The organism is Pseudomonas sp. zfem005, from assembly GCF_032621735.1.
GTDB classification, from domain to species: Bacteria; Pseudomonadota; Gammaproteobacteria; order Pseudomonadales; family Pseudomonadaceae; genus Metapseudomonas; species Metapseudomonas solani.
In genome coordinates, this window is record NZ_JAVYJE010000004.1 from 248,506 (window position 1) to 271,907 (window position 23,402).

General features: G+C 65.5%; 18 protein-coding genes and 1 pseudogene. 8 read left to right on the forward strand and 11 right to left on the reverse strand.

Annotation, left to right across the window (positions count from 1 at the left end; translation table 11 throughout):
- Positions 1-53: 53 nt before the first annotated feature.
- Both RTW82_RS10730 and RTW82_RS10735 read right to left on the reverse strand, forming a co-directional pair.
- A complete protein-coding gene (locus RTW82_RS10730) occupies positions 54-350 on the reverse strand; it encodes a DUF2892 domain-containing protein (RefSeq protein ID WP_316925071.1) in 297 nt (98 codons plus the stop codon).
- Positions 351-463: 113 nt separating this feature from the next.
- Complete coding sequence (locus tag RTW82_RS10735) at positions 464-715, reverse strand: hypothetical protein (RefSeq protein ID WP_316925072.1); 252 nt, start codon at positions 713-715, stop codon at positions 464-466.
- 210 nt (positions 716-925) lie between these two features.
- On the opposite strand from RTW82_RS10735, the gene RTW82_RS10740 reads away from it, so the two are divergent.
- The 5 genes and pseudogenes from RTW82_RS10740 to RTW82_RS10755 all read left to right on the forward strand — a co-directional run bounded on the left by RTW82_RS10740 (position 926) and on the right by RTW82_RS10755 (position 5,921).
- The gene (locus RTW82_RS10740) at positions 926-2,359 is read left to right on the forward strand and encodes a PLP-dependent aminotransferase family protein (protein WP_316925073.1); all 1,434 of its coding nucleotides are present in this window, start codon (positions 926-928) and stop codon (positions 2,357-2,359) included.
- Between the two features lie 486 nt (positions 2,360-2,845).
- Positions 2,846-3,178, forward strand: a pseudogene (locus RTW82_RS31675) (methyl-accepting chemotaxis protein); the annotation flags it as partial.
- 45 nt (positions 3,179-3,223) lie between these two features.
- Complete coding sequence (locus tag RTW82_RS31680; protein WP_410478794.1) at positions 3,224-3,661, forward strand: CZB domain-containing protein; 438 nt, start codon at positions 3,224-3,226, stop codon at positions 3,659-3,661.
- A 196-nt stretch (positions 3,662-3,857) separates the two neighbouring features.
- Entirely contained in the window at positions 3,858-4,397 is a 540-nt protein-coding gene (locus RTW82_RS10750) for a cysteine hydrolase family protein (protein ID WP_316925075.1), read from the forward strand.
- A gap of 243 nt (positions 4,398-4,640) precedes the next feature.
- A complete protein-coding gene (locus tag RTW82_RS10755) occupies positions 4,641-5,921 on the forward strand; it encodes a hypothetical protein (RefSeq protein WP_316925076.1) in 1,281 nt (426 codons plus the stop codon).
- Positions 5,922-5,924: 3 nt separating this feature from the next.
- Here the strand turns inward: RTW82_RS10755 and RTW82_RS10760 are convergent, their stop codons facing one another.
- From RTW82_RS10760 to RTW82_RS10795, 8 genes are all read right to left on the reverse strand, one after another.
- Complete coding sequence (locus RTW82_RS10760; protein ID WP_316925077.1) at positions 5,925-9,392, reverse strand: AAA domain-containing protein; 3,468 nt, start codon at positions 9,390-9,392, stop codon at positions 5,925-5,927.
- Between the two features lie 161 nt (positions 9,393-9,553).
- A complete protein-coding gene (locus RTW82_RS10765; RefSeq protein WP_316925078.1) occupies positions 9,554-10,684 on the reverse strand; it encodes a TIGR03364 family FAD-dependent oxidoreductase in 1,131 nt (376 codons plus the stop codon).
- Between the two features lie 97 nt (positions 10,685-10,781).
- Positions 10,782-11,801, reverse strand: a complete 1,020-nt coding sequence (locus RTW82_RS10770) for a putative 2-aminoethylphosphonate ABC transporter substrate-binding protein (RefSeq protein ID WP_316925079.1) — start codon at positions 11,799-11,801, stop codon at positions 10,782-10,784.
- Positions 11,802-11,857: 56 nt separating this feature from the next.
- Entirely contained in the window at positions 11,858-12,685 is an 828-nt protein-coding gene (phnX, locus tag RTW82_RS10775) for a phosphonoacetaldehyde hydrolase (protein ID WP_316925080.1), read from the reverse strand.
- Positions 12,686-12,700: 15 nt separating this feature from the next.
- Positions 12,701-14,416, reverse strand: a complete 1,716-nt coding sequence (locus RTW82_RS10780) for a putative 2-aminoethylphosphonate ABC transporter permease subunit (RefSeq protein ID WP_410478788.1) — start codon at positions 14,414-14,416, stop codon at positions 12,701-12,703.
- A gap of 13 nt (positions 14,417-14,429) precedes the next feature.
- The gene (locus tag RTW82_RS10785; protein WP_316925081.1) at positions 14,430-15,479 is read right to left on the reverse strand and encodes a putative 2-aminoethylphosphonate ABC transporter ATP-binding protein; all 1,050 of its coding nucleotides are present in this window, start codon (positions 15,477-15,479) and stop codon (positions 14,430-14,432) included.
- A gap of 421 nt (positions 15,480-15,900) precedes the next feature.
- On the reverse strand, positions 15,901-17,751 hold the full coding sequence (locus tag RTW82_RS10790; protein ID WP_316925082.1) for a zinc-dependent metalloprotease family protein: 1,851 nt from the start codon (positions 17,749-17,751) through the stop codon (positions 15,901-15,903).
- 20 nt (positions 17,752-17,771) lie between these two features.
- Entirely contained in the window at positions 17,772-18,464 is a 693-nt protein-coding gene (locus tag RTW82_RS10795; RefSeq protein WP_316925083.1) for a hypothetical protein, read from the reverse strand.
- A gap of 801 nt (positions 18,465-19,265) precedes the next feature.
- Between RTW82_RS10795 and RTW82_RS10800 the strand changes: the two genes are divergently transcribed.
- Together RTW82_RS10800 and RTW82_RS10805 are read left to right on the forward strand one after the other, a co-directional pair.
- Positions 19,266-19,946 (forward strand): hypothetical protein, encoded by a 681-nt coding sequence (locus tag RTW82_RS10800; protein WP_021217462.1) that lies wholly within the window; start codon positions 19,266-19,268, stop codon positions 19,944-19,946.
- A 21-nt stretch (positions 19,947-19,967) separates the two neighbouring features.
- Positions 19,968-21,818, forward strand: a complete 1,851-nt coding sequence (locus tag RTW82_RS10805; protein WP_316925084.1) for a zinc-dependent metalloprotease family protein — start codon at positions 19,968-19,970, stop codon at positions 21,816-21,818.
- Between the two features lie 46 nt (positions 21,819-21,864).
- Here RTW82_RS10805 and RTW82_RS10810 read toward each other — a convergent pair whose 3' ends face one another.
- Positions 21,865-22,734 (reverse strand): LysR family transcriptional regulator, encoded by an 870-nt coding sequence (locus RTW82_RS10810; protein WP_265168665.1) that lies wholly within the window; start codon positions 22,732-22,734, stop codon positions 21,865-21,867.
- Positions 22,735-23,024: 290 nt separating this feature from the next.
- Here RTW82_RS10810 and RTW82_RS10815 point away from each other — a divergent pair, with 290 nt between their 5' ends.
- Complete coding sequence (locus RTW82_RS10815) at positions 23,025-23,402, forward strand: hypothetical protein (RefSeq protein WP_021217465.1); 378 nt, start codon at positions 23,025-23,027, stop codon at positions 23,400-23,402.

Here is a 23,402-nt window from a genome sequence, read left to right on the forward strand (position 1 = left end):
CCTACGGGCTGTGCCTCAACCCGTGGGAGCGAATTCATTCGCGATGGGCCGACTCAGGCGTTGCGATGCAGCTCGGCCAGCTTGGCCGCGGCCTCTTCGATGCGCGCCTTGAGCGCTTCGATCTCGTCGCGGCGTTCGGCGATCACCCGTTTCGCCGGGCACTGCCCCGTGAGGCCACGGGCGAGCACCACGCCGCCGGTGCCGGCGCGCAGCCAGCCCACCAGGCCACCCTGGCGCAGGCCGGTGCCGACCATCACCAAGCCACCGGCGATGCTCAGGAAGCGTTCCCAGCCCTCGACGTTATGGGGGCGGGCAGCGTTTTCGCGGGACTGCGGTTCGAAAGCGACCATGGTGTTCTCCTGGCTCTATGGGGTTGTAGTAACGACTGGCCAGGTGCGTGCAGGGTTCAGAGTGCTGGACGAGCGGAGCGCGGCGCCGCCGGAAAGCGACGGCGCCGCGGGGGTCACGCGGGTTTGTGGCCGTGGTCGAGGCTCTGGTCCACCAGCCAGCGACCGTGGGCCAGGGAGGCACGCCGGGCGCTGTCTTCCTCGGCGAGGAACGCCGAGTTGGCGGGCAGTGGGATGCGCCGGGTGCGGCTGCCATCGGGCGCGGTGATGTGCAGCCCGCCGGCCCAGGGCGTGGGAATGCCCGGGTGCTCGATCAGGTGCGCGGTGATGATGTGATCGCGATGGGTGAGCTGGTTGCTGCTGTTCATGGCTGTGCCTCCATTCGCGGAGTGGCCGCCTGGATGCAGCGGCCGCTCCCTCGCAGGTGGATGCCCGACGGGCATGCGGACCTTCACCTTAGCGCAGGCCCGCCCCCTGGCCGCCCGGCCCGACGAAACGCATCGCCACGGAGCGCGGCGAAAGCCTTCTCTCCACCCCGCCCCATCGGTAATCTCCCGCCACCACCCGCCGGAGTCACCATGGAACTGCACATCGTCATCAATGGCCGCAAGGACCTCGCCCAGCAGCTCTACCGCCAGTTGCGCGACGCCATCGAGGACGGCCGCCTCGCGAGCGGCGCCCGGCTGCCACCCAGCCGCCTGCTCGCCGAGCAACTGGGCATCTCGCGCAAGACGGTGGCCGATACCTACGCCCAGCTCACCTACGAGGACTACCTGGTGGGCCGCATCGGCAGCGGCACCTTCGTCAACGCCCGGGTGGCAACGCGGGTGCGCAGCCGCTTCGCCTCGGAACTGGCCGAAGCGGACTTCATCCGCCACTGGCAGGACGTCCCCATCCCCTTCCGCCACCCGACCCTGGAAGGCACCCTGCGCTACGACTTCATCGGCGGCGCCACCGCACGCAGCCAGTTCCCCCATGACGACTGGCGCCGCTGCACCCAGCATGCCCTGCGGCAGATGGCCTCCGCCCGAGGTTTCTACGGCCAGCCCGAGGGGGTGGAAGCCCTGCGTCAGGCCATCGCCCGGCACATCAGCTTCGCCCGTGGGGTGCGTTGCACGGGGGATGATGTGATCGTCTGCAGCGGTGCCCAGCAGGCCCTGGACCTGCTCGCCCGGGTCATGCTGCAACCCGGCAGCGTCGTCGCCATGGAAGACCCCGGCTACACCCCGGCGCGTCTGCTGTTCGGCATCCAGGGCGCCCAGGTGGTGAGCATCCCGGTGGACGCCGAAGGCATGCGCGTGGACGCCATTCCCGATGGCACGCGGCTGATCTACGTCACCCCCTCGCACCAGTTCCCCCTGGGCATGCCCATGAGCCCGGCACGGCGCGAAGCGCTGCTGCAGCGGGCGCGCGAACTCGGCGCCATCGTCATCGAAGACGACTACGACAGCGAGTTCCGCTACGAGGGTCGCCCCACCGATTCCCTGCAAAGCATGGACGAGCACGGCGTGGTGGCCTATGTCGGCACCTTCTCCAAGACCCTGCTGCCGGAGCTGCGCCTGGGTTACGCCATCCTCCCCGACGTACTGCTGGAGCCGCTGATCAAGGTCAAGCAGATCACCGACTGGCACAGCTCCACCCTGCCCCAATGGGCCCTGGCCAAGTTCATCGACGAAGGCTCGCTGCACAAGCACATCCGTCGCTGCCACGCCGTCTACAGCAGCCGTCGCGAACGCATCCTGGCGCGGGTATCGGGTGACCTCGCGCCCTGGTTTGCAGCCGTGCCGGCGGTGGCCGGGGCGCACATGGCGCTGCTGTGCAAGGTGCCGATCGACCTGCCGCTGCTGATGGAACAGGCGCGCAAGGTCGAGGTGGGGCTCTACCCGCTGGCACCCTTCTATCACCAGCAAGCCCCCCAGGCCGGCCTGCTGCTGGGTTTCGGCGCCATCGAAACCCTGGATATCGACCCGGCCCTGGACCGCGTGCGCGACATCCTCCTGCGCATCGCCTGAAGCCCGAATGCTGTCAATGCGACAGCATTCGAGTCATCCCGACAACAGGTCGATATGACCGCACCCGCCTGCAGCCCAGTGACTGCGGGCGCCTGGCGCTGGCACGAAAACTGACAGGTAGAGGCAATTCCACTCGCTCACCGGAGGTGAGACATGCTTTTCGTCAGTGCCGGCCGCCACCAGCGGCTGCAACAGCAGAACCAGGCCCTCCTCGCCCGCCTCGACGCCGCAGAGCACGAAGCCGCGCAACTGCGTGATGCACTCCAGGCCAGCCGCGACGACACCCGGCTGCAAACGGACCTCGCGTTCTACAAGGGCCTGGCCGGCAACCTGCTGAAATTCGGCCGCTCCATCGGCCATGTCGGCGACTCCTTCAGCTACCTCAACGCGCGCCTGGACGACAACCACCAGCGCGCCCAGGACGTCGCCAGCGCGGCCATCCACAACAAGCTCAAGTTCGGCGTGCTGCAGGAGCAATCCCAGCGCATGGAAAACGGCCTGGCCACCCTCAACCAGCGCATCTCGGAACTGGTGCAGCGCGCTGGCGAGATCGACCGCATCGTCGGCCTCATCGGCAGCATCGCCAGCCAGACCAACCTGCTGGCCCTCAACGCCGCCATCGAAGCGGCCCGCGCCGGCGAATCCGGTCGCGGCTTCGCCGTGGTCGCCGGGGAGATCCGCGACCTGGCCGAGAAAACCGCCAGCGCCACCCAGGACATCGTCCGCGAAACGGCGGACATCCAGGCGGTGATCCACACCGCCCAGGACGAGATCCGCCTCCACGTCGACAGCGCCAACCACTTCCACGCCATGACCACCGAAGCCAGCGGCGCCATGCTCGACGTCCACGGCCAGGCCCAGCGCATGCACCACGAGATCGGCCAATCCTTCTTCCGCGCCGGCATCGAACTGGCAAACCTCGCCGAGCTCTCGCTCAAGGCCTCGGTCTACGACGCCATCCTCAGCGGCGAACCGGACGCCAGCGTGCTGCCGACCGAGGAACAATGCCCCTTCGGCCGCTGGTACTACGGCGACGGCAACGCCGCGCTGCGCGGCAACCTCCAGTTCCGCCTGATCGAACGCCCCCACGAACGTGTGCACCACGCCGGCGCCGCCGCCATTGACGCCTTCGCCGAGGGCCGGCTCGACACCACTCTCGAGCAGCTGGCGCTGATGGAAGACTCCAACGTCGAGGTGATGGACATCGTCAAGAAGGTCCTGGCGGAACATGAAAAGGGTTTGCAGGTGCCGGCCCGCAGCGCTGTGGCGGCCCCCTTGCTGAGAGTTGTCGGCGCCGATTGACAGCCGCACAAGCCCCCCAGCACTATCGACGCCATGAACGCATCCGCACGCCGTACCGCCACCACCACTACCACCGCCATGTGCGGGGCGAGCGGGTGTGCGTAGCGGATAGCGCAAGGAACCCCAAAGGCCCCGCCAGCGATGGACGGGGCCTTTTCTTTTGCCCCGGCGGCGCTGGCATTCAAGGAGAAATGCCATGCACGCCCCGCGCAAATCCGCCCTGCTGATCATCGACATGCAGGTGGCGCTCTATGAAGGACCGGACAAGCCCTGGCAGGCCGAGCTGCTGCTGACCCGGGTCAACCAGTTGATCGCCCGTGCCCGCGCTGCCGGTGCGCCGATCTTCGCCGCACGCTTCGCCGGGCCGGAAGGCTCGCCGGTGGCGCCGGGCAGCAAGGGCTGGGCACTGCACCCGCGCCTGGAGGTAGACCCTGCCCGCGACCGCATCTTCGACAAGAACCGCCCCAGCTGCTTCTCCGGCACCCGTCTGGACGACTGGCTGCGCGACGCCGCCATCGGCGAGCTGGTGATCGTTGGCATGAAGACCCAGTACTGCGTCGACAGCACCTGCCGCGCCGCCGCCGACCTGGGCTACCGCGTGGTGCTGGCGGAAGACGCCCACAGCTGCATGGACACCCCCGCGCTGGACGCCGCCGCGATCATCCGCCATCACAACCTGACATTGTCGGGGCCGTTTGCCAGGCTGATGAAGGCCGATGAGGTGAGTTTTCTCTGAGGCTCCCGGGCGGAAGCCCGGGCTACGGCCCGGGCGACCATTCTGGGCTCGCAGCGCTTCCCCGTATCGGTGGTGTAACAGGTCAGGCGGTTTACGAGCTTTTCCCTATAAGCCCATCGCAAACGGTGCTAGCAGCCGGCACTTCGCGCCTGCGGAGTGCTTGCCAAGCGGGATGAGGGCTCTGAAAATCCAAAGGGCAACCAGCCGGGAGTGAGGGAGTCGGCGTCTTTCAAGGAGGAAAGCATGCCTAGCTATTTTTCCATGTTCGTCGCCCTCGTCCTGGGCGGCCTGCTTCCGCTCGGTATCTTCATCGGTCGCAGCAACATTCGCGCGCGGCGCTACGAGATCATCAGCGATCTGGAGAACCTGTTCGGCTTCGCCCGCCGGGAGGCCGGCGATCCGCTGATCATCCCCTCCTTCGAGCTGGTCAAATACAAGTACAGCCCCGTCGACCTCCATGAACCCAACCCACTGCTGAAGAAGCGCGCACGGCCCTACGACTACGTACTACCGGTATTCCTTTACGTGTTCACCTCCACGCTGGGAATTCTCGCGGTCATGGCGGAGCCGGCGGCGTTCAACCAGGCCGCGCTGTTCCTCGAAGGCCCCATGGCAGACCAGAGTCGTCACTTGCTCTCGGTGATCTGCTTTGCCTTTCTTGGCGGCTACATCTGGAGCGCGCAGTACCTGATTCGCCGGGTGGCGAATTTCGACCTGTCACCCATTTCGTTCTTCCGCTCCACACTGCACCTTGTTCTCGGCGTACTGGTGGCCACGGTGCTCTACCGCGGCCAGATCTTCCACGCGCTCAACGCGGACAGGTTCGCCATCGCCCTGGCATTTCTGGTGGGCATGTACCCGGCACTGTTCATCGATGTCGTGATCGCCAAGTTCTCCTGGATCCGGCTCAAGCGCGTCAGCGAGCACAGCCGCGCCCTGCAGGAGGAGTTGCCCCTCGACGTGATACTCGGCATCGACGCCTTCATGAAGTTTCGTCTGGAGGAGTTCGAGATAGAGGATGTGCAGAACCTCGCCACCATCAACCCGATCCAGATATTCGTCGAGACGCCCTACGGGCTCTACGAGGTGATCGACTGGGTAGCTCAAGCACAGCTGATCCTGGCCGTTGGCCCAGAGAAGACTCTGCAGCTGCGGCAGATCAACATCCGCACCATCTTCGATCTGGAAAAGATGCTCGACAGCCCTGTGCTCAAAGCCCGCCTGCTGGGAATCCTGGACCCGGACAGCGCATCGACGGCACTGCCACCTCCCGTGCCGCCGGCCGGCACGCCGCCACTGTCCCTGCCCTCACGACAACGCCGAAAAGGGCACGGTGAAGTGGCCCTGGACCTGAGCGATCAGGTCGAAGCGCTGGTCTCGGTGATCCGCGATGACCTGCACGTCAAACGGCTACGGCAGATATGGGATGTGATCGCCAGCAAAGTGGACGAACGCCCCAAAGAACCTCTGCGCCAAAGCGGACCCGAGAAAATCGCCAGCCTGGTCGGCCGGCGCCACAGGTAGAACTCAATGAACGGTAGTGCCCCTTGAGTAAGGACGAATCAACTCACGGAGGTCCGTCAGACTCCGCTGGATCATGACGAACGCTTCTTCGCCGTCGTAGCGCATGCTCGACTCGTGATAACGGTAATCACTGGCGACACGTAGGGAAGAAAGCCAATTGAAAGAGCCGACCGTGAGCCATTGTTCATCGACCAGCAAGAGCTTGCTGTGAACGCACTGTCCCTGACTATCACAGTACTTCGCCCCTGCTGCCTTGAGGTCGTCAATGCACTCGCCGAAGTCTTTCCGAGAGCCCGCTAGACGGCTGTTAGAGATCACGACAACGTTTACACCCCTCTGGCATGCGTGTCGTATCTGCTCCTCTATCGCATCGGCCTTCAGGGCGCTTCGAGACAGGTAAGGGGACACGATGATCAGCCTGCGACGGGCACCTTCAAAAGCTGATCGCAGTATCTTCCGGTGTCCTTCGAGGTCCCTGATCAGTACGGTCGGAGCAAGCCCCATGGATGGCGTCAGAAGCTCGACATCGACATCCTTCAGCTCGTGCTTCTCGTTTTCCAGAAGGAACCGTCCCATGACAGATGCAGGATTGCTGTGCCCCGGCTGAAACAGATGCATGTTGCCGAACACCAGGAATGCATCCTGAGCACGTGACACAGCGACGTTGAGCAATGAGCCGTAATCCTTATCAAACATCGTACTCCCCGGTGCCGTGCCAACGCCGTATGTAGGGGAGAAGATCACCAGGCGCCGTTCTGCGCCCTGCAGACTGTGTACGGTGCCAACCGTGATGCCATGTCCATTCCCCAGGTGCTCATCCAGTTCCCGCCTGACTGCATGGCTCTGAGCAGCAAAGGGTGTGATCACCGCCACCAGTTCACCGAACTGCTTGCCCTCACTTGCGAATGCCGCTTCGATTTCGCTTCTGCGGCGTCTTAGCCAGCGAGCGATGGCCTGAGCCTCGACCAGATTACGGCGGCTTTTCCCGACCCGCTCGTCCCGTGCAGCCAGGTGGACATAGCCCAAAGTCGGAGAGAACAAGCGGCTCCCGTCGTCATCACGGCAAGGTTGCAGCAAGTTCTGATAAACAAGGGCATTACTGATTGCAATGATCTCCGGCCAGCATCGGCGATGCTCGCAGAGAAACATTCCAGAACCACGCTGCGGGTGTTTTGCAAAGGGCGTTGCCTGCTGAGCAATCTGCATCACATTGCCGCTTGAGGCCGCCATGCCGGTTTTCCGAAAACCTTCCCAGCCTGCTTGGAGAAGGCCATAACGGTGCGCGTTAGACCTATCGATGCTGGCTGGCAGGCCATGAACGGGAGAGATCTGATTCACATCGCCCACCACCAATGCACGCTTGGCCAATGCGAAGGCCGGCATACCGATTTCAGGCGGCACTTGCCCAGCCTCGTCAACAATCAGTAGATCCATACGTCCGAACATCGGTTGCACGACGCCACTCCATCCCGTGTAGCGCGAAGGCAAGCTGTGCAGGGTCGCAACCGAACAGGGGTACAGTTTTGCCAGGCGTCGGTATTGCAGCTCCAGCCTGTCCGCCGATTTACTGTCCTCCACCTTGCGGTATTTTTTCAGCAACGCATCCACTTCCATCAGGTAGCGCGCTTCCCAATAGTGGGTAGCCAGCTTGAAGGCCTCGAAACGTGGACCTACATCCAGGGCCGATTGCACACCCTCAAGGCTGAGGCGCTTGGATTTGCCACAGAAATCGCTCAAGAAACTCAGCAGTTCACGGAGGGTTTCCATCGTTTTACGATGCAGATCATGTTCTGCCTGAGCCTGAACCTTCCGATGAGCTATCGCTTTGATTCGCTCGGTCAACCAGCCACCGAATGTTTGGCGCAAATCCATCTCAAGCAAGTGCTGGGCAATCCAGTCATGGCTTTGCATGACCGTCGCCCGAAATAGTTCATCACGACGGCGCCGAGATGTGGTGATCCCAAGACGGGATAACAGCCCTATCCACCAGCTCTCATCATGGCAGTGCTGCTGCCATGCAAGGTTGATGGCGTGCCAGTGCTTCTTCTGCTCGATAAGTCGCTCAAGATTGGTCTGAGAGCTTTCGAGCAGTGCTCTTGTAGACTGCTCCAGCGCCAGGATGCGCTCCGTTGTAGGAGGCAGGCCCTTGCAGAGCCGAGTCAGCGTGATGAGCTTGCGCATCACCACGGTGATCATGTCGCATCGCTGCTTCAAACGGGCATGCAACGCCGCCGCCACGCTCTCGAGGGTAGGTGCCGCCAGTTCGCCCAGGGCCTGCTGAGCCTTGCTCAGAAAGCCGCGGCGAGCGCTCTCTAATCCCTCTACCGTTTCGAACGACTTGGCTTCGTAGCTCGAATCTTTCGCCATGCCCTTGAGCATGTGAACAGGAAAACTGAAGGTGTTGTTTTCCCGGCTCTTTGCTGGCAGGTACAGGCCGTAGCTTTTCACGTCATCGAGCCAACGCCCGGCCAGTTCGCCCGCCGGCTCCTTAACCTTGGCAAATGCCTCCAGGATGTTCACCACCGCCTGATTGTTCGTGGAGCTAGCGACTATTAATGGCGGTTCGCTTTTCTCTAGCGCTCTGCGCACCCACAGCGATGCAATCACACTCAGTAGCAAGGTGGTCTTCCCGGTCCCGGGAGGTCCATCTACCGCCGTGACGGCGTCGGGCAGAGCAAAAAAATGCGCCAGCGATTCCCGTTGCGAGTCGGACAGTCCGTAGCGAGACTCCATCTGCCCAAGGTGTTCAGTGCCGAGGTCCAGCTGGGCCTCCAGCTCGAGCAAAGGGCGTTGTACGGCGGCCTCCATAAGGGAAGCAAGGAGCGGGGTCTTCGCCTGAGCTCCGCTGTCCTTGCGCAATTCACCGACCAAAGCCTGGATGTGCTGAGTAGCCCCTCTGTTTCCATCAGCGAGGGCAATGCCAGCATTCTCCTGCAATTCGTATTGTTCGATCTCCAGCGTCCCCCAGTCGTACCCGGAGACTTGCTGCAACAAGTCGTGGGTGACCTTCAACAAGGCATGCCAATTGTCTGGTTGCTGTGGCAACTGGGAGCGTGCCTTATCCAGATCATCGAGGGCGCCAATGGATACAGGCAGAAAGGTAGGCTCGAGTAAATTCCTGGGAATCGACGGTAGGCAGTCTTTTTCATCCAGAGCAAGACTGCCATCTGGGCTCAAGAGTGCATTGAAGAATATCGGTGCGATCTGTTCAGGAAGCTTTTTATCGAGCTCCGCGTGCTCGGCACGACGCCCATAGACCAGAGGGAAAAGCGTCACCCGCACCGGCCATTTCTCTTCCTCGACTCGAGTGTCTCTGCTTTCCTTGCTTTTACGTGCCGCCTGCATTTTCCGGGCTGCCAGCTCTGACAGACGTCCCTGCAAAATGTCATCCAGGCTCAGTTCTCGACAAAGCCCGGAGAGGTCCGGCATTAAATTCTGAGCATCAGCAAGTGATGCCGCTATGTAATCCAAGACGCTGACAGTCCTTTGCACCTGCGCTCTCCAACGGTGGTCCCGAGCAGGCGATTATTCCATGGCTGCCTTCGCAAGCAAAAAACCGATCGCCTCCCGCTGCAGAACCACCGCTCCACCCGGTGGGAGCAAGGACTTTAAAGTGCCGCGCCCGACCGCCTTCACCCCAACAACGACGCCACCGTGCGCTCGCCCAGGGCCGGGCCGATGCTCATGCCGAGGCCGGTGTGCATCAGCACGGCGGTGACGCCGGGGATGGCCTTGAGTACCGAGAACGGGCCGGGGCCGCGGGCGCCGTAGACGCCCTGCCAGCGCTCGAGCACCTGCAGGCGGGTGCCGAGGGTGTGTTCGGCGAGGTCGAGCATCAGGTTGTCCACGGCCTCGGCGTTGAAGGGCGAAGCGTCGCGGCCGTAGTCGTGGGAGTCGCCGATGATCAGCTCGCCATGGGGCGTGGGGCTGACCAGCAGGTGGATGCCGTGCTGCTCCAGCTCGGGGGTGTACTGCTCGATCTGGCCACGGATGGCTTCGGCTTCCGGCAGGTCGGAGAAGGCGCCGTAGTGCACGCAGCTGAGGCCGGTGAGCACGGCGTGCTGCAAGCCGATGTCCACCGCCGGGCGCGCGCGGAGCATCTGCAGGCGGCAGACGCTGGGCTGCAGCGGGGCGATCTGGTCGGCCAGCAGGGTCAGGTAGTCGTGGCCGGAGCAGACGATGATCTGCTCGGCGCGGCAGCTGCCCGCGCTGGTGTGCACGCGGTTCTGCTCGACGTCGCGCACCAGGGTGGAGAAATGGAAGGTCACGCCCAGCTCGTCGCGCAGGTAGTTCACCAGCGCCGGGATGGCTTCGCGGGAATACAGCTGCTGGTCGTCCAGGCCGTGCAGGGCCACGCGGTGGTGGCTGAACTGGCCCTGGTAGAGGTCGTGCAGGCGCTCGCCACGCAGCAGTTCGACGCGGTAGCCGTGTTCGATGGCGCGGGTGGCGCAGAAGGCCTCCAGCAGTTCCTCTTCCGCTTCGGTGCGGGCGAACAGCAGGGAGCCGTTGCGGCGGATGTGGAAGCCGGCCACTTCAGCCAGCTCGGCCCAGAGGGTCCGCGCCTCACGGGCCAGGGCGAACATGGGGCCGGGGGCCTGGCCGGTGATCAGGGCCTGGCCGAAGTTGCGCACCGAGGCGCCCAGGGGCCGGTCGCTGCGCTCGAACACGCTGACCTTGAGGCCACGGCGGGCGGCGGCGTAGGCGTGGGAAAGGCCGAGGATGCCGGCGCCGACGATGGCGATATCGGTGTCTTGGATGGGCATGGAGTTCTCCAGGAAAACAGGGCCGCCCCTGCCCTCCCCACAACCCTCTCCCCGCAGGGAGAAGGTGTGGAGCGGGTGGGAGCGGAGGTCGGACTTGTTACTGCGGCAATTTCTCGGACTTACCGTCGTAACGCTTGCGCCACTCGGCCAGGATGCTGTCGCGGTTCTTCGACGCCCAGGCGAAGTCGTTCTTGATCAGGCGCTGCTCGTAGTCGGCAGGCAGTTCGGTCTGCGGCTTGGCGATGCCAGGCTGGGCGAGAACGGCGAAGTTCTCCTTGTACAGTTCCATGGCGGCAGGGCTGGCGGAGAAGTCGGCGAGCTTCTTGGCGGCGTCGGCGTGCTGGGTGCCCTTGATCACGCCGGTGGCTTCGATTTCCCAGCCCAGGCCTTCCTTCGGCAGGACGATGTCCAGCGGCGCGCCCTGGCGCTTCAGCTGCACGGCCGGGTATTCGAAGGAGATACCGATGGGGAACTCGCCGGCGGCGGCCAGCTTGCACGGCTTGGAGCCGGAATGGACGTACTGGCCGATGTTCTGGTGCAGGTCATCCATGTACTGCCAGCCCTGCTTCTCGCCGAAGGTCTGCAGCCAGGCGCTGACGTCGAGGAAGCCGGTGCCCGAGGACGCCGGGTTCGGCATCACGATCTTGCCCTTGTATTCCGGCTTGGTCAGGTCCTGCCAGCTCACCGGCTTTTCCAGGCCCAGCTTCTCGGCTTCGACGGTGTTGAAGCAGATGGTGGCGGCCCACACGTCCATGCCCACCCAGGCCGGCGGGTTGGCGGCGTCGCGATAGTTGGCGCCGATGGCGTCCAGGTGCTTGGGTGCGTATTTCTCCAGCATGCCCTGCGCATCGAGGATGGCCAGGCTGGAAGCGGCCAGGCCCCAAACGGCGTCGGCCTGGGGACGGTCTTTCTCGGCCAGCAGCTTGGCGGTGATGATGCCGGTGGAATCACGCACCCACTTGATCTCGATATCCGGGTTTTCCTTCTCGAACGCCTTCTTGTAGGCACTCAGCTGCTCGGCTTCCAGGGCGGTATAGACGGTCAGCTCGGTGGCGGCCTGGGCCTGCAGGGAGAACCCGGCGACGACGGCGGCAGCGAGGGCGAGACGCTTGAACATGTGAAGCTCCTTTGGTCAGGGTTTGGCGTGCTGTGGTCAGGTTTGGCTTGCTGTGGTTATGCGTTGGCGGGGGTTTCGCCCTGCGCCAGGCGTGCGTTGATCAGGTCGATCACGCCCGGCAGGTCGGCGATGGTGTCGATCAGGTAGTGCGGGCGGCTCGGCGCGAACAGCGCGTCGATGCGAGCGCGCTCCTCGGCCAGGCGCGCGGCCGGCAGGGCCTGGTAGGCGGCGAAATCCAGGCCGAGGAAGTTGCCGGAGAAGCGCAACGCCACGGTCCACATGCCGGCGCTACGGCCTTCGAGGATGCCCGGCTCGGTGTCGTCCACCTTCACGCAGGCGGCGACGTCGTCTAGCCCCAGGGCGATGACGTTGGCCAGCGCCTGGGCCGGGCTCGGGCGGCCCTTGGGTACTTCGTCGGTGGCGACCACGTGGTCCGGGCGGTAGCCGGCTTCGGCGGCCAGTTCCACCACCTTGTCCATCACCACCTTGGGGTAGCCGGAGCAGGTGCCGATCTTCAGGCCCCTGGCGCGCAGGGCGGCGATGGCCTCCAGGGCGCCGGGGATCAGCGCCGAGTGCTCGCCGACCTTGGCGATCTGCAGGGGCATGAAGCGCTCGTAGAGTGCGGTCACGTCCTCGTCCGTCGGCAGGTGGCCGAAGCGGCGTTCGAAGCGTGCGGCGATGGCCGGCACGTCGCACAGGGTGCGGATGTGGTCCCACTTGCCCATGCCCATCGGGCCGCGCGCCTCCTCGAGGCTGATCTCCACATCGAAGCTGGCGAAGGCCTCGACGAAGATCCGCGTCGGCGCGAAGGAGCCGAAGTCGACCACGGTGCCGGCCCAGTCGAGGATGGCGGCCTGCAGGTAGGTGGGGGTCTGGTAATGCATGGTGTTCTCCGTGGATCAGTGGCCGGGCGCGGTCTGGCGCCAGGCCTGGGAGCGGCGCAGCAATCCGCGCGAGGCCCCGGCCAGCAGCAGCGAGACAGCGGCCGAGGTGAGCAGGATCAGGGTGGACATGGCGGCCGCGCCGCCGACGTTGCCGGCGTCGTCCATGTTCAGCACGGCGACGGCGGCGAGCACGCTGTCCGGGCTGTAGAGGAAGATCGCGGCGGACACGGTGGTCATGGCCGAAACGAACAGGTAGCGGACGATGTCCAGCAGCGCCGGCAGGCAGATGGGCAGCGTCACCTTCAGGTAGTGGCGGTACAGGGGCATCTTCAGCGACAGGGCGGCGGCTTCGAACTCGCCGTCCAGCTGGCGCAGCGCGGTGGTGGCGGTCATCTGCGCGGTGGTGAGGAAGTGCGCGATGGAGCAGACCACCAGCAGCGTCATGCTGCCGTAGAGGCCGTGCAGCGGGTTGGCCGGCAGGTTGAAGAAGAAGACGTAGCCGAGGCCGAGCACCAGCCCGGGCACCGCCATGGGCACGAAGCTGAGCATGCGCAGCAGTTGGTTGAGGCCGGCCTGGCCGCGGGTCTTCTCCATCAGGTAGGCACCGGTGAAGATCAGCGCGCCGCCGAACAGCGCGGTGCAGCTGGCCATGGTCAGGCTGTTGCGATAGGCCAGCCAGCCGCCGCCGGCGCTCTCTTCGAAGGCGTAGTGACGCAGGGACAGCGACAGGTTGTAGGGCCAGAACTTCACCAGCGACGAGTACACCGCCATGCCCAGCACCGCCAGCAGGGCGAGGCAGACCAGCAGCACCAGGGCCAGGAAGCAGGCGTCGCGCAGTCGCGAGGGTTTCGGGTGGTAGACCTGGGCGCGACCGCTCATGGAATCGCCTTGGCCGCGGCGCAGCCAGGCGTCGACGCCGAAGCTGAGCAGCGCCGGCAGCAGCAGAATCATGCCGATCAGCGCGCCCCGGCCGAATTGCTGCTGGCCGACCACGGCCTTGTAGGCCTCAAGCGCCAGCACCTGGTAGTCACCGCCCACCACCACCGGCACGCCGAAGTCGGTGATGCACAGGGTGAACACCAGGCAGAAGGCGGCGAACACCCCCTGGCGGGTGGCCGGCCAGGTGATGCTGCGGAAGGCCTTCCAGGGCCCGGCGCCCATGCTGGAGGCGGCGTCGAACAGGCGCGCATCGGCCAGGGACAGCGCCGACAGCAGGATCATCAGCGCATGGGGAAAGGTGTAGATGGCCTGGCCGAGGACGATGCCCCAGAAACCGTAGATGTTGTCCGGCAACAAGCCGCGCAGCAGGCCCTGGTTGCCGAACAGGTAGATCAGCGCGATGCCCGGCAACATCGACGGCGCCAGCAGCGGCAGCAGGGAAATGCCCCGCCACAGGCCCTTGGCCGGAATCAGCGTGCGTTGCAGCGCATAGGCGAAGAGGTAAGCCAGCGGCACCACGATGGCGGCGACGCTGAGTGACACCTTGAGGCTGTTGCCCAGCAGCCAGTGGAAGTTGGCGCTGGCCAGCAGCTCACGCGCCGCCACCAGGCCACCGCCCTGCCCGGCTTCACCGCTGAAGCCACGCCAGAAGATGGCCGCCAGGGGCAGCAGCACGGCAAAGGTCAGCAGCACCAGGAGCAGCAGCTTGCCGCCCACCACGAACAGGCGGTCACCCAGGTCGCTGCGTGCGGCCCGCACTGGAGCGGTCTTGAGCGATGCCGGCATTTCCATCACCCGCGCCATCTCAGGCGAACACCTGCAGGCTGCGCGACGGCAAGGCCACCCAGATATCGGCACCGCCCAGGCGCGGCAGCAGCGCCGGGTCCAGCTCCGCCAGCAGCGGATGGCCAGGCAGTTGCTCCAGTTCGAAACTCAGGCGGCAGCGGTTGCCGAGGAAGGTGATTTCGCGCACCTGGGCGCGGAAGCGGTTGTCATCGCCCTGCTGCGGGTCGATGGCGATGGCTTCGGGGCGGCAGAACAGGCGGCCCTGCTCGGCCCCCCCTGCGGCTTCCGGCAGGCGCAGGCTCAGCTCGCCGACTCGCGCGTGGCCATCCTGGCGCCCCTGGAACGGCAGCCAGTTGCCCTGGCCGACGAACTCGGCGACGAAGGGCGTGGCCGGGCTTTCGTAGATTTCCCGCGGGGTGCCGTATTGCTCGACGCGGCCCTGGTTGATCACCGCGATGCGGTCGGCCATGAGCATGGCCTCGTCCTGGTTGTGGGTGACCATCAGGGTGGTGATGCCCAGGCTCTTCTGCAGCTGGCGCAGCTCGGTGCACAGGTGCTCGCGAACACGGGCGTCCAGCGCCGACATGGGTTCGTCCAGCAGCAGCAACGATGGCGACGGCGCCAGGGCACGGGCCAGGGCCACGCGCTGCTGCTGGCCGCCGGACAGCTGGCCGGGGAATTTCTTCTCGCTGCCGGCAAGGCCCACCAGCTCCAGCATCTCCGCCACCCGCTGGCGGGCTTCGTCGCGGCTGGCACCGGCCAGGCCGTAGGCGATGTTCTGCTGCACGCTGAGGTTGGGGAACAGTGCGTAGGACTGGAAGAGGATGCCGTAGTCACGGGCCTGGGGCGGCAGGGTGGAAATGTCGCGCGGGCCGATGTGCAGGCTGCCGCTGTCCTGGCGCTCCAGCCCGGCGATGCAGCGCAGCAAGGTGGTCTTGCCACAGCCGGAAGGCCCCAGCAGGCACACCAGCTCGCCCTCGGCGATATCCAGCGACACCCCATCCAGGGCGGTGAAGCTGCCGAAGCGCTTATGGATGTCGCGGACCTGGAGATGGGCGGCGTGATGCATGACATGACCTCGTAGAACGGTGGGCGTAACGCAGGAAGCGCGGTACGACTCGACGAGGCTGATGCTAGGGAGGCAATGCGAAATCTATGTGGCGATAACCCCAAGCCCACCGATAGTGGCATTGGTGGATTTGGTATAGGCCAGGTGAGAGAGCTGGAAGCCGAGAGCCTGAAGGTGGAAGGCGGCAGCGCTGGAGAGAGCGCCTTTTTGAGCAAGTCGCGCTGCGGCATGCGGCTCTTTGCAACCGCCAGGATTCGCCTGCAGCGCCGAGCGGCTGAACACACGCCCCTGCGGCACCCACTCATCCTGTCGAGCCTTTGCTCGAACGTCTCCGATGGAGTCGATGACTCCGTGCCCTGGGACGTGATGTCCCAGGTACAGATGCAGCCGGCGCCCCGGTCCGGGCGCCGGACTGCCGGCATCAGAGCCGGTTGAGGCTGACGTTGTCCAGGTACAGCGACTGGTCGGAGCGGGTGCTGAGCACCATCAGTTCCATGCGCCGGTAGTTTCCGGCCGGCACCTGGAAGCTCTGCTGCAGCTTGCCCCAGGCGCCGCCTTTGGTATTGACCACACCCAGGGACAGCAACCGGCCGTTGCCGGCGCTGTCTTCCAGGTAGAGGTAGGCATAAGCCAGCGCGGCCACGCTGGCGGTGCGGCTCACCATCACGTCGGCGGCGAAGCGGTAGGACAGTCCCGGCTGCACTTTGCCGGCCAGAAGCAGGCTGGCGCCGGTGCCGTCGGCCTTGCGGGCGTAGACCTCCAGGGACTTGCCGGTGGTTGCCAGGGCGGTCAGCCGGGTGCTGCCGTAGAAGCCCGTCCACTCGCCGATGGCACTGTCGAAGTTCCAGCCAAAAGCGGCCGCGGTCGTCGGGGTGATGGGCTTGGCGGGGGTCACTTCGCTGAGTTCCACCTCATCCAGCAGCACGGCCAGGCGGTTGACGCTGACCAGGCCCAGGTAGGTGTTGCGGATGACGCTGGCCGGCGGCTGGTAGACGAAGGTGACGTCGATGGGGGTGAACTCGCTGCTGGTCACCGACTTGATCACACCGTTGGCCGTGCTGTAGCTGATGCCGGCATTCTCTTCGTGGAGCATGCCCAGGTAGACATTGCCGCGCACATTGGTGCCCTTGAGCATCACCTTGGCCTTGAGCCGGTAGGTGGCGCCGACCTTCAGTGCGCCCACCGAGGTGGCCAGCACATCGTCGCGGCCGGCCGGCAGCTCGAACTGCAGGGCGTCGTCACGGCAGGTCTTGCCGACGTTGAGGGTGCTGAGCTTGGCCAGGTTGAGCAGGGCCTTCCAGCCGTCCAGGGTGCGGAATTCACCGTTGGCCACCAGGCCCTTGAGCGCCGGCTTGTCGCACCAGGCCGTGGTGACCGGCGGGGTGGGCTTCGTGGGAGTGGTGGGTGTGGTCGGCGTGGTGGGGGTCGTGGGCGTCGAGGTCGGGTTGACCGTCTCGGGCACCTTGGTCGGGCGCAAGGCGGCGATCTGCGCGGCCATGTCGTTCAACGCGCGGGCGGCGTCGGCGAAGCTGGCACGGCCGCAGGCCTGGTTGGCGCAGGTGGTATCGACCACGGTAGGCGTGGAGAACAGCGGGGCCTGCACGGACGCGTTGAACACCTGGGGGTAGGCCATGATGGTGGAGAAGCGCCCCTGCACGCCGTAGCCACGGCCCCACTCGTAGGTGCCCTGATGGATGCCACGGGCCAGGTAGGTGTAGTAGCCCTCGGTCTGGTCCTGCTCATAGGAGTGGCGCAGGCCCATGTTGTGGCCGATCTCGTGGGCCATGGTGCTGAGGCTGCAGTCCACCCCGGTGATGCCGTAGGCACTGGCCCAGGCACCGTTCTGGAAGGTGCCGCTGTTCTTCGGCCCGGAGAGCACGTAGCCGATGCCGCACACGCCATAGCCCTGCCCTACCTGGGTGCGGCTGATCAGCTGCACCACGTCGGCGCCATAGGTCTCGCGCAGCTGCTGCACGCGGCTGTCGGCGGCGAAGGCGGAAAGGTCCTTGTCGGAGATGGTCGGGTAGCTGGCCCAGGTGAGCGGCTGGGCGTTGACCAGGCGCAGGCGCAGGTTGACGTTGCTTTTCTTGTAGGCGTTGTTGGCGAATTCGATGTAGCTGGCGATGCGGGCGTTCATGTCCCGCCCGTTTGGCAGCGCCTGGGCGTCCTTGGTGTAGAGCACCAGGATGTCGACGGTGCGTGGTTCGGTGGTGGCGGCTTGGGTGAAGGGGGCCAGCAGGAGCAGGGCCAGGCAGGCGAGCAGTTTCTTCATGGTCATCGTTCCTGTAGCGCTCAGCCGCGGGTCGGCGGCGGGAGGGGCTGCAACGGCGTGGAATCGGGGGTCACGAGGGCGTCCGGGGTGGCACGCATCAGCAACTGGTTCTGGTCGGTCACCAGGGTGCTGCCGGTGGCGTTGTCCACCACCATGGACAGGGTCTGATCGCGGGTGGCGAGGGTGATGTGGGTCTCCAGCTGGCCCTTCACCACGGTGAGGGTGTCTTCAGGCTGGCCACCCTCCACCGCGCCGCTCCAGACGGCAGCGCCGCCGGTGTTGTGGGTTTCGTCCAGCGTGGCGCGCAGCGGTGCCTGGCGGCCGGGCACACCCAGCTGCAGGGTCTTGCCGACGGCCAGTTCGCCCAGGGAGGTGGTCGCCACCTGGGTGCGGTAAAGGGTCATCTCCTGCTGCTGCTCGGGCACCAGGGAGTGGCTGTCCCAGAGTTCGACCAGGGTGTCGGCGGGGGCGTCCACCACCGGCATCGGGGCGACGTGGGGTGCCGGCACCACGTTCACGGCGGCTGGCATCGGGCTGGCCGCCACCGGAGCGCCCGCCATGGCCGGGGCGACGGGCAACGGAGCTGCCGGGGGTGTCGGTGATGGGGTGTGCTGGGTAACGGCCGGGACCGCTGGGGTATCGCGCAGGAGGACGGCGAAGGTGACACCTGATGTGACCAGGGCAACCGCCAGGTAGAGGAGCGTACGGGGCATGACCACCTTCCCATGTTTCACCCGGCACAGCCGGGTGGCAGCGAAACCACGGAAGAGCATCCCTGACGAACCGTGGAACAGGTTCGACCGTTGCGAGGGGTAACGGCCAGTTGTTCGATTTATTGACGCCAGAAAATTGATATCACAGTGCCTGCATGGGGCATAAATACGCTTTCGCTATTAGCCAGGCGCCGGATCACACCATTGCGCTGCTGTGCTGCCTGACGTCGATATTCGGGAGCGTGGGAACGTTGAGCGGCATAAATAAAGTTGAACGCGTTCAACTTCCGCAAGTGAACCAGCCGCCACCTTAACCCGCTACTCAATGGCCGTCGGAATAATTGGGATTTCTCGCACATTGCTGGTTTGACAGCCCCGGCGCCAATCGTGGGTAATTGCGAAATCCGGCGACATCCCGCAGCAAACAGCTGATAACCCGTCGCCATCACCGATGTAATTGTTCGACAAAACCCTTTGATTACAACCCGTTGCGAAACAGCTCCAATTATTGCGCCTGACTTTTTCACTGTCTCCGTTAGTTGAACTTGCGCAACTTAATACGCTGGCAATCTGATAGTAGAAAACACACTTTTCAATTCAAACCGACGTCACGCGTTTGAATAAGGAGTGCCCACCTGATCGGGGCGCTACTTCACTAACTCGACTGAACAGCCCCTGGCCTCGTCATTGAGTTCAATGGCCAGCCTGCCTGCTCGTCGACTGAACCCGCCTGCGCATCACGGACGTGCCCAGGCGGATCACCACTACCCGGCCCAGGCCGGGTGCATGAAAGGAGAACCCATGCGGAAAATCTGGCTCTACCCGGCCGTCGCCCTGGTGACGGCCGGCACGACGCTCGCCGTCCTGCTGCAGGACACCCCCGCGCAGAGTGGGCAGGCGCCCGTCGCCTCTGCCCCGACCGGCGCGGGCAGCGTGTCCCTCCCGTCCTTGCCTGGCACAGCCGGGGCACAGGCTGCGGTCCAGACCAGCGGCCAGGCCACGGCAAATCCATCGTCCGCTGCAGCGCCGGACAGCGCCTCCGACGCGCCCCTGGCCCTGTGGACGGCTGATTCCCTGCAGGCCGCCGAGCAGGACGGGCTGGCCGTGTACCGCACCCAGGTAGCCCCCGAGCTGCTGGGCACCTTCGCCGTGGGCCGCACCCTGGAACTGGGCGTGCCGGGCCAGCCGGAGCCGCTGCGCGCCACGCTGGAGCAAACCCATAACACCGGCACCACCGCCGTGTGGACCGGCGCGGTGGAAGGCGGCAGCGACGCCGACACCCTGACCGTGGTCAAGGGCCGCCTGGAGACCCACATCACCCTCGCCACCACCGAGCAGACCCTGTCCTTCGTGGTGGACAACGCCACCGGTGCCACCCAGGTGACGGACCAGAACGAGCTGCTGATGCGCGCCACGCCGGACCCGATCATCACCCCCGACGCCAAGCAACTGCCGCCCCTGCCGCCGCCCGCCCAAGGCTGATCCCACAAGGAACGTCCCACCATGAAAAGACTCTTCATCGGCACCCTGCTGGCCGTCGCCGTACAGGCCGCCCATGCCGCCGAACCCCGCACCGTGGACCTGCTGGTGCTCTACACCAAGGACGCCCAGGCGCTGCCCAACGGCCGCGACATGGATGCGCGCATCGCCAGCTACATCGAGTACGCCAACAACGCCTACAAGAAAAGCAACGTCGACCTGCGCCTGCGCCTGGTGCACCGCCAGTTGCTGGACTGGGCCAGCTACCCCACCGTCTCCAGCCGCGACCTGGCCGCCTTCGCCGCCGACAGCCGCGTGCAGCAGCTGCGTGAAACCTATGGCGCCGACATGGTCCACCTCATCGGCCGCACCCAGGAAGGCCAGGGCTACGGCGTGTGCGGCATCGGCTACGTGCTCTCCGGGCCGAAGAACAGCGGCACCTTCCAATCCGGCTCCGCCAACAGCGCCTACGCCATCACAGGCGTGGATTGCAGCCTGAGCACCATGGCCCACGAGATCGGCCACAACATGGGCCTGCGCCACTCCTACGAGCAGGACATGACCGAGGGCTACTACCAGTCCAGCTGGCACCAGGGCACCTTCGAATGGAGCCGTGGCTACGGCGTGCAGGGCCAGTTCTCCACCATCATGGGCTACCCCCACGTGTTCAACGCCCGCGCCCAGGCGCCGCTGTTCTCCTCGCCGCGCGTGGTCGACAGCAGCTGCGCCAACCAGGCCTGCGGCCAGGAGAACCAGGCCGACGCCGCTCGCGCGCTGAACGCCATGGCCACGCAGATCGCCGCCCTGCGGGCGACCAAGGTGCCGGAGACGCAGAACCCCACCAACCCGGGCACTCCCACCACCCCGCCGACCACCCCGACCACGCCACCGACGACGCCGCCCACCACGCCGACCCCGGCCTGGTGCAACAAGCCGGCCCTGAAGGGCCTGGTGGCCAACGGTGAATTCCGCACCGCGGACGGCTGGCAGGGCCTGCTGGGCAGCGCCAGCATGAGCCTGGTGAACGTCGGCAAGACCTGCCGCGACAACGCCCTGCTGTTCGAGCTGGCCAAGGGCGGCAGCGACATCCTCGCCACCCCGGTCGCCGCCCTGCGTGAAGGCACCCGCTACCGCCTGCGCGCCAAGGTCATGCTCAAGGGCACCAATGCGCGCGGCAACATCTACCTGGGCGTCCTCCACGAGGCCAACGACCGCATCAGCTACAGCAACGCTTCCGGCCTGACCCAGTCGGTCACCAGCACCGAGTTCACCACCCTGGAGCGCACCTTCACCTACACCCGCGCCCAGACCCCGCCGCGCACCACCTACGTCGGCCTGATCAGCCGTGACGGCCTGAGCGTGCTGGTGGATGAGGTGGAGCTGACCGAGGTGACCGAGCCGAAGCCCACCACCCCGACCACGCCTTCCGTTCCCTCGAAGCTGGGCTGGAACTTCGAAAACGGCGCGGCCGGCTGGGCCGGCTTCCATGGCACCACCCGCCTGGTCGCCCTGGGTGGCAACACCGGTACCTCGCTGGAAAGCTACGCCCGCCTGTACGAAGGCAGCGGCGCCAGCATTCCGCTGCAGGGCAAGGTGCAGGGTGGCTTCGGCTACCGCCTGGCAGCCGACGTGATGATCGGCCGCAACGCCGGCATCAAGGGCCTCACCTACGGCTACCTCTACCTGGAGGATGCCAACGGCCAGGGTCGCTACCTGCCGCTGGGTGCAAGCCCCACCCTGGGTGGCACCTGGAGCCGCCTGCAGCAGGACGTGCAGATCCCCGCCGGCACCTACCGCCGCGTGGAACTGCTGGTACTGGGCACCCGCAAGGACCAGTCCCTGTACCTGGACAACGTCAGCTTCAACCGGCTCTGAGCCATGGCCCCCGGCGCTGCCGGGGGCTTCCCTCCTGCAGGGCCCTTCAGCGGCCCTCTTCGCAGGCCTCTCGCCCCAGGGCCATGAAGGCCGCCGGCAAACGCGCCTGGCGGCGGTCCTTGAGGCAGTAGAGGTATTCGTCGATCTGCGGCGCCTGCTCCAGCTCGATCACGCACAGCTCGGGGTTATCCGGCACTTCGTGGCGAGCGATGATGCTGATGCCGATATTGCGGATCACCGCCTCGCGGATGGACTCACGGCTGCCGATCTCCAGCAGCGGGCCGATGTCCAGGCCGGCCTTTTCCAGCAGCGCCTCGGTGAGCTGGCGGGTGATCGACCCGCGTTCACGCATCAGCAGGTTGTGGCCCTTGAGGGCGGCGATATCCACCGACACGCGCCCGGCCAGGGGGTGGCTGCGGTGCACCGCCAGCACCAGGGGGTCGCTGCCCAGCACCAGGCGGGTAAGGCGCTGGTCGTCGAGCTTCTGCGACGAGGCGGCCAGGTCCACGCGGTATTCCTCCAGCGCCTCCAGCACCTGCTGGGAGTTGCCGATCTCCACCGAGACCTCGATCTGCGGGTAGCGCTCGCGGAAGGTCCGCACCAGCCCGAGGATGTAATAAGGCGAGGTGGCACCGATGCGCAGGCTGCCCTGCATCTGCCCGCTGTTGCGCAGGAAGAACTCGATATCGGCTTCCTGCTGCAGCAGCACCTTGACCATGGGCAGCAGGCGCGCACCCTCCTCGCTCACGGTCAGCCGGCGGCCACCGCGATGGAAGAGCTCGACGGCGTACTGGCCTTCCAGGTTGCGGATCTGGGTGGTGACGGTCGGCTGGCTCAGGCCTAGCTTCTTGGCGGCCTGGGTGATGCTGCCCAGGCGCGCGACCATGTAGAACGCCTTGAGCTCGGCACTGAGCATGAGGGCTGCTTTCCAATAGAAGGGAGGCGGCGATTATAAGCGCGACGGCGAGCCGACTTCATGCAGGGCGTGGCGCCCCGAACCTTGGCCGACACACGCAAAGTGGCTAATGGTTCACAGGCACTAGCACACCCGTACTATTCAAGCCTTTCGCCTCCCTCCCTAGACTCCCCTGCAGGCGCTATGGCCCGCCCGCCCGCTCCGGGTCCCGCGGCACCGTGCTGCCGCCACGCCGATAACGACACCTGCCGCCCAGGTAGGCCCGGATCACGCACCAAAGGAATGCCCCCATGAAACTCCAAGGAATCGCCGCCGGTTTCGCCCTCGCCTCCACCCTGCTCACCACCGGCTGCATCCCCCAGAATGGCCAGACCCAAGGCCTGTTCACGCCCCCGGCTACCAACAATGCCGCCGCCGGCACCCAGGTCGCCTCGGCCAACGCCCCCTGCACCCCGAATGCCACTGCCGACCTGATCTCCACCGGCCGCAGCCTGCTGGAAATCGGCACCAGCATCATGCAGACCAAGGCCAACATGAATAACGCCAACAATGGCTACAACAGCTACACCATGCAGGACGTCGAGAACGCCCAGAAGATCAACAAGGGCAACGAGATCCTCAACAACGTCGAAACCATGACCGGCGGCCCCCAGGCCCCCTGCAGCTGA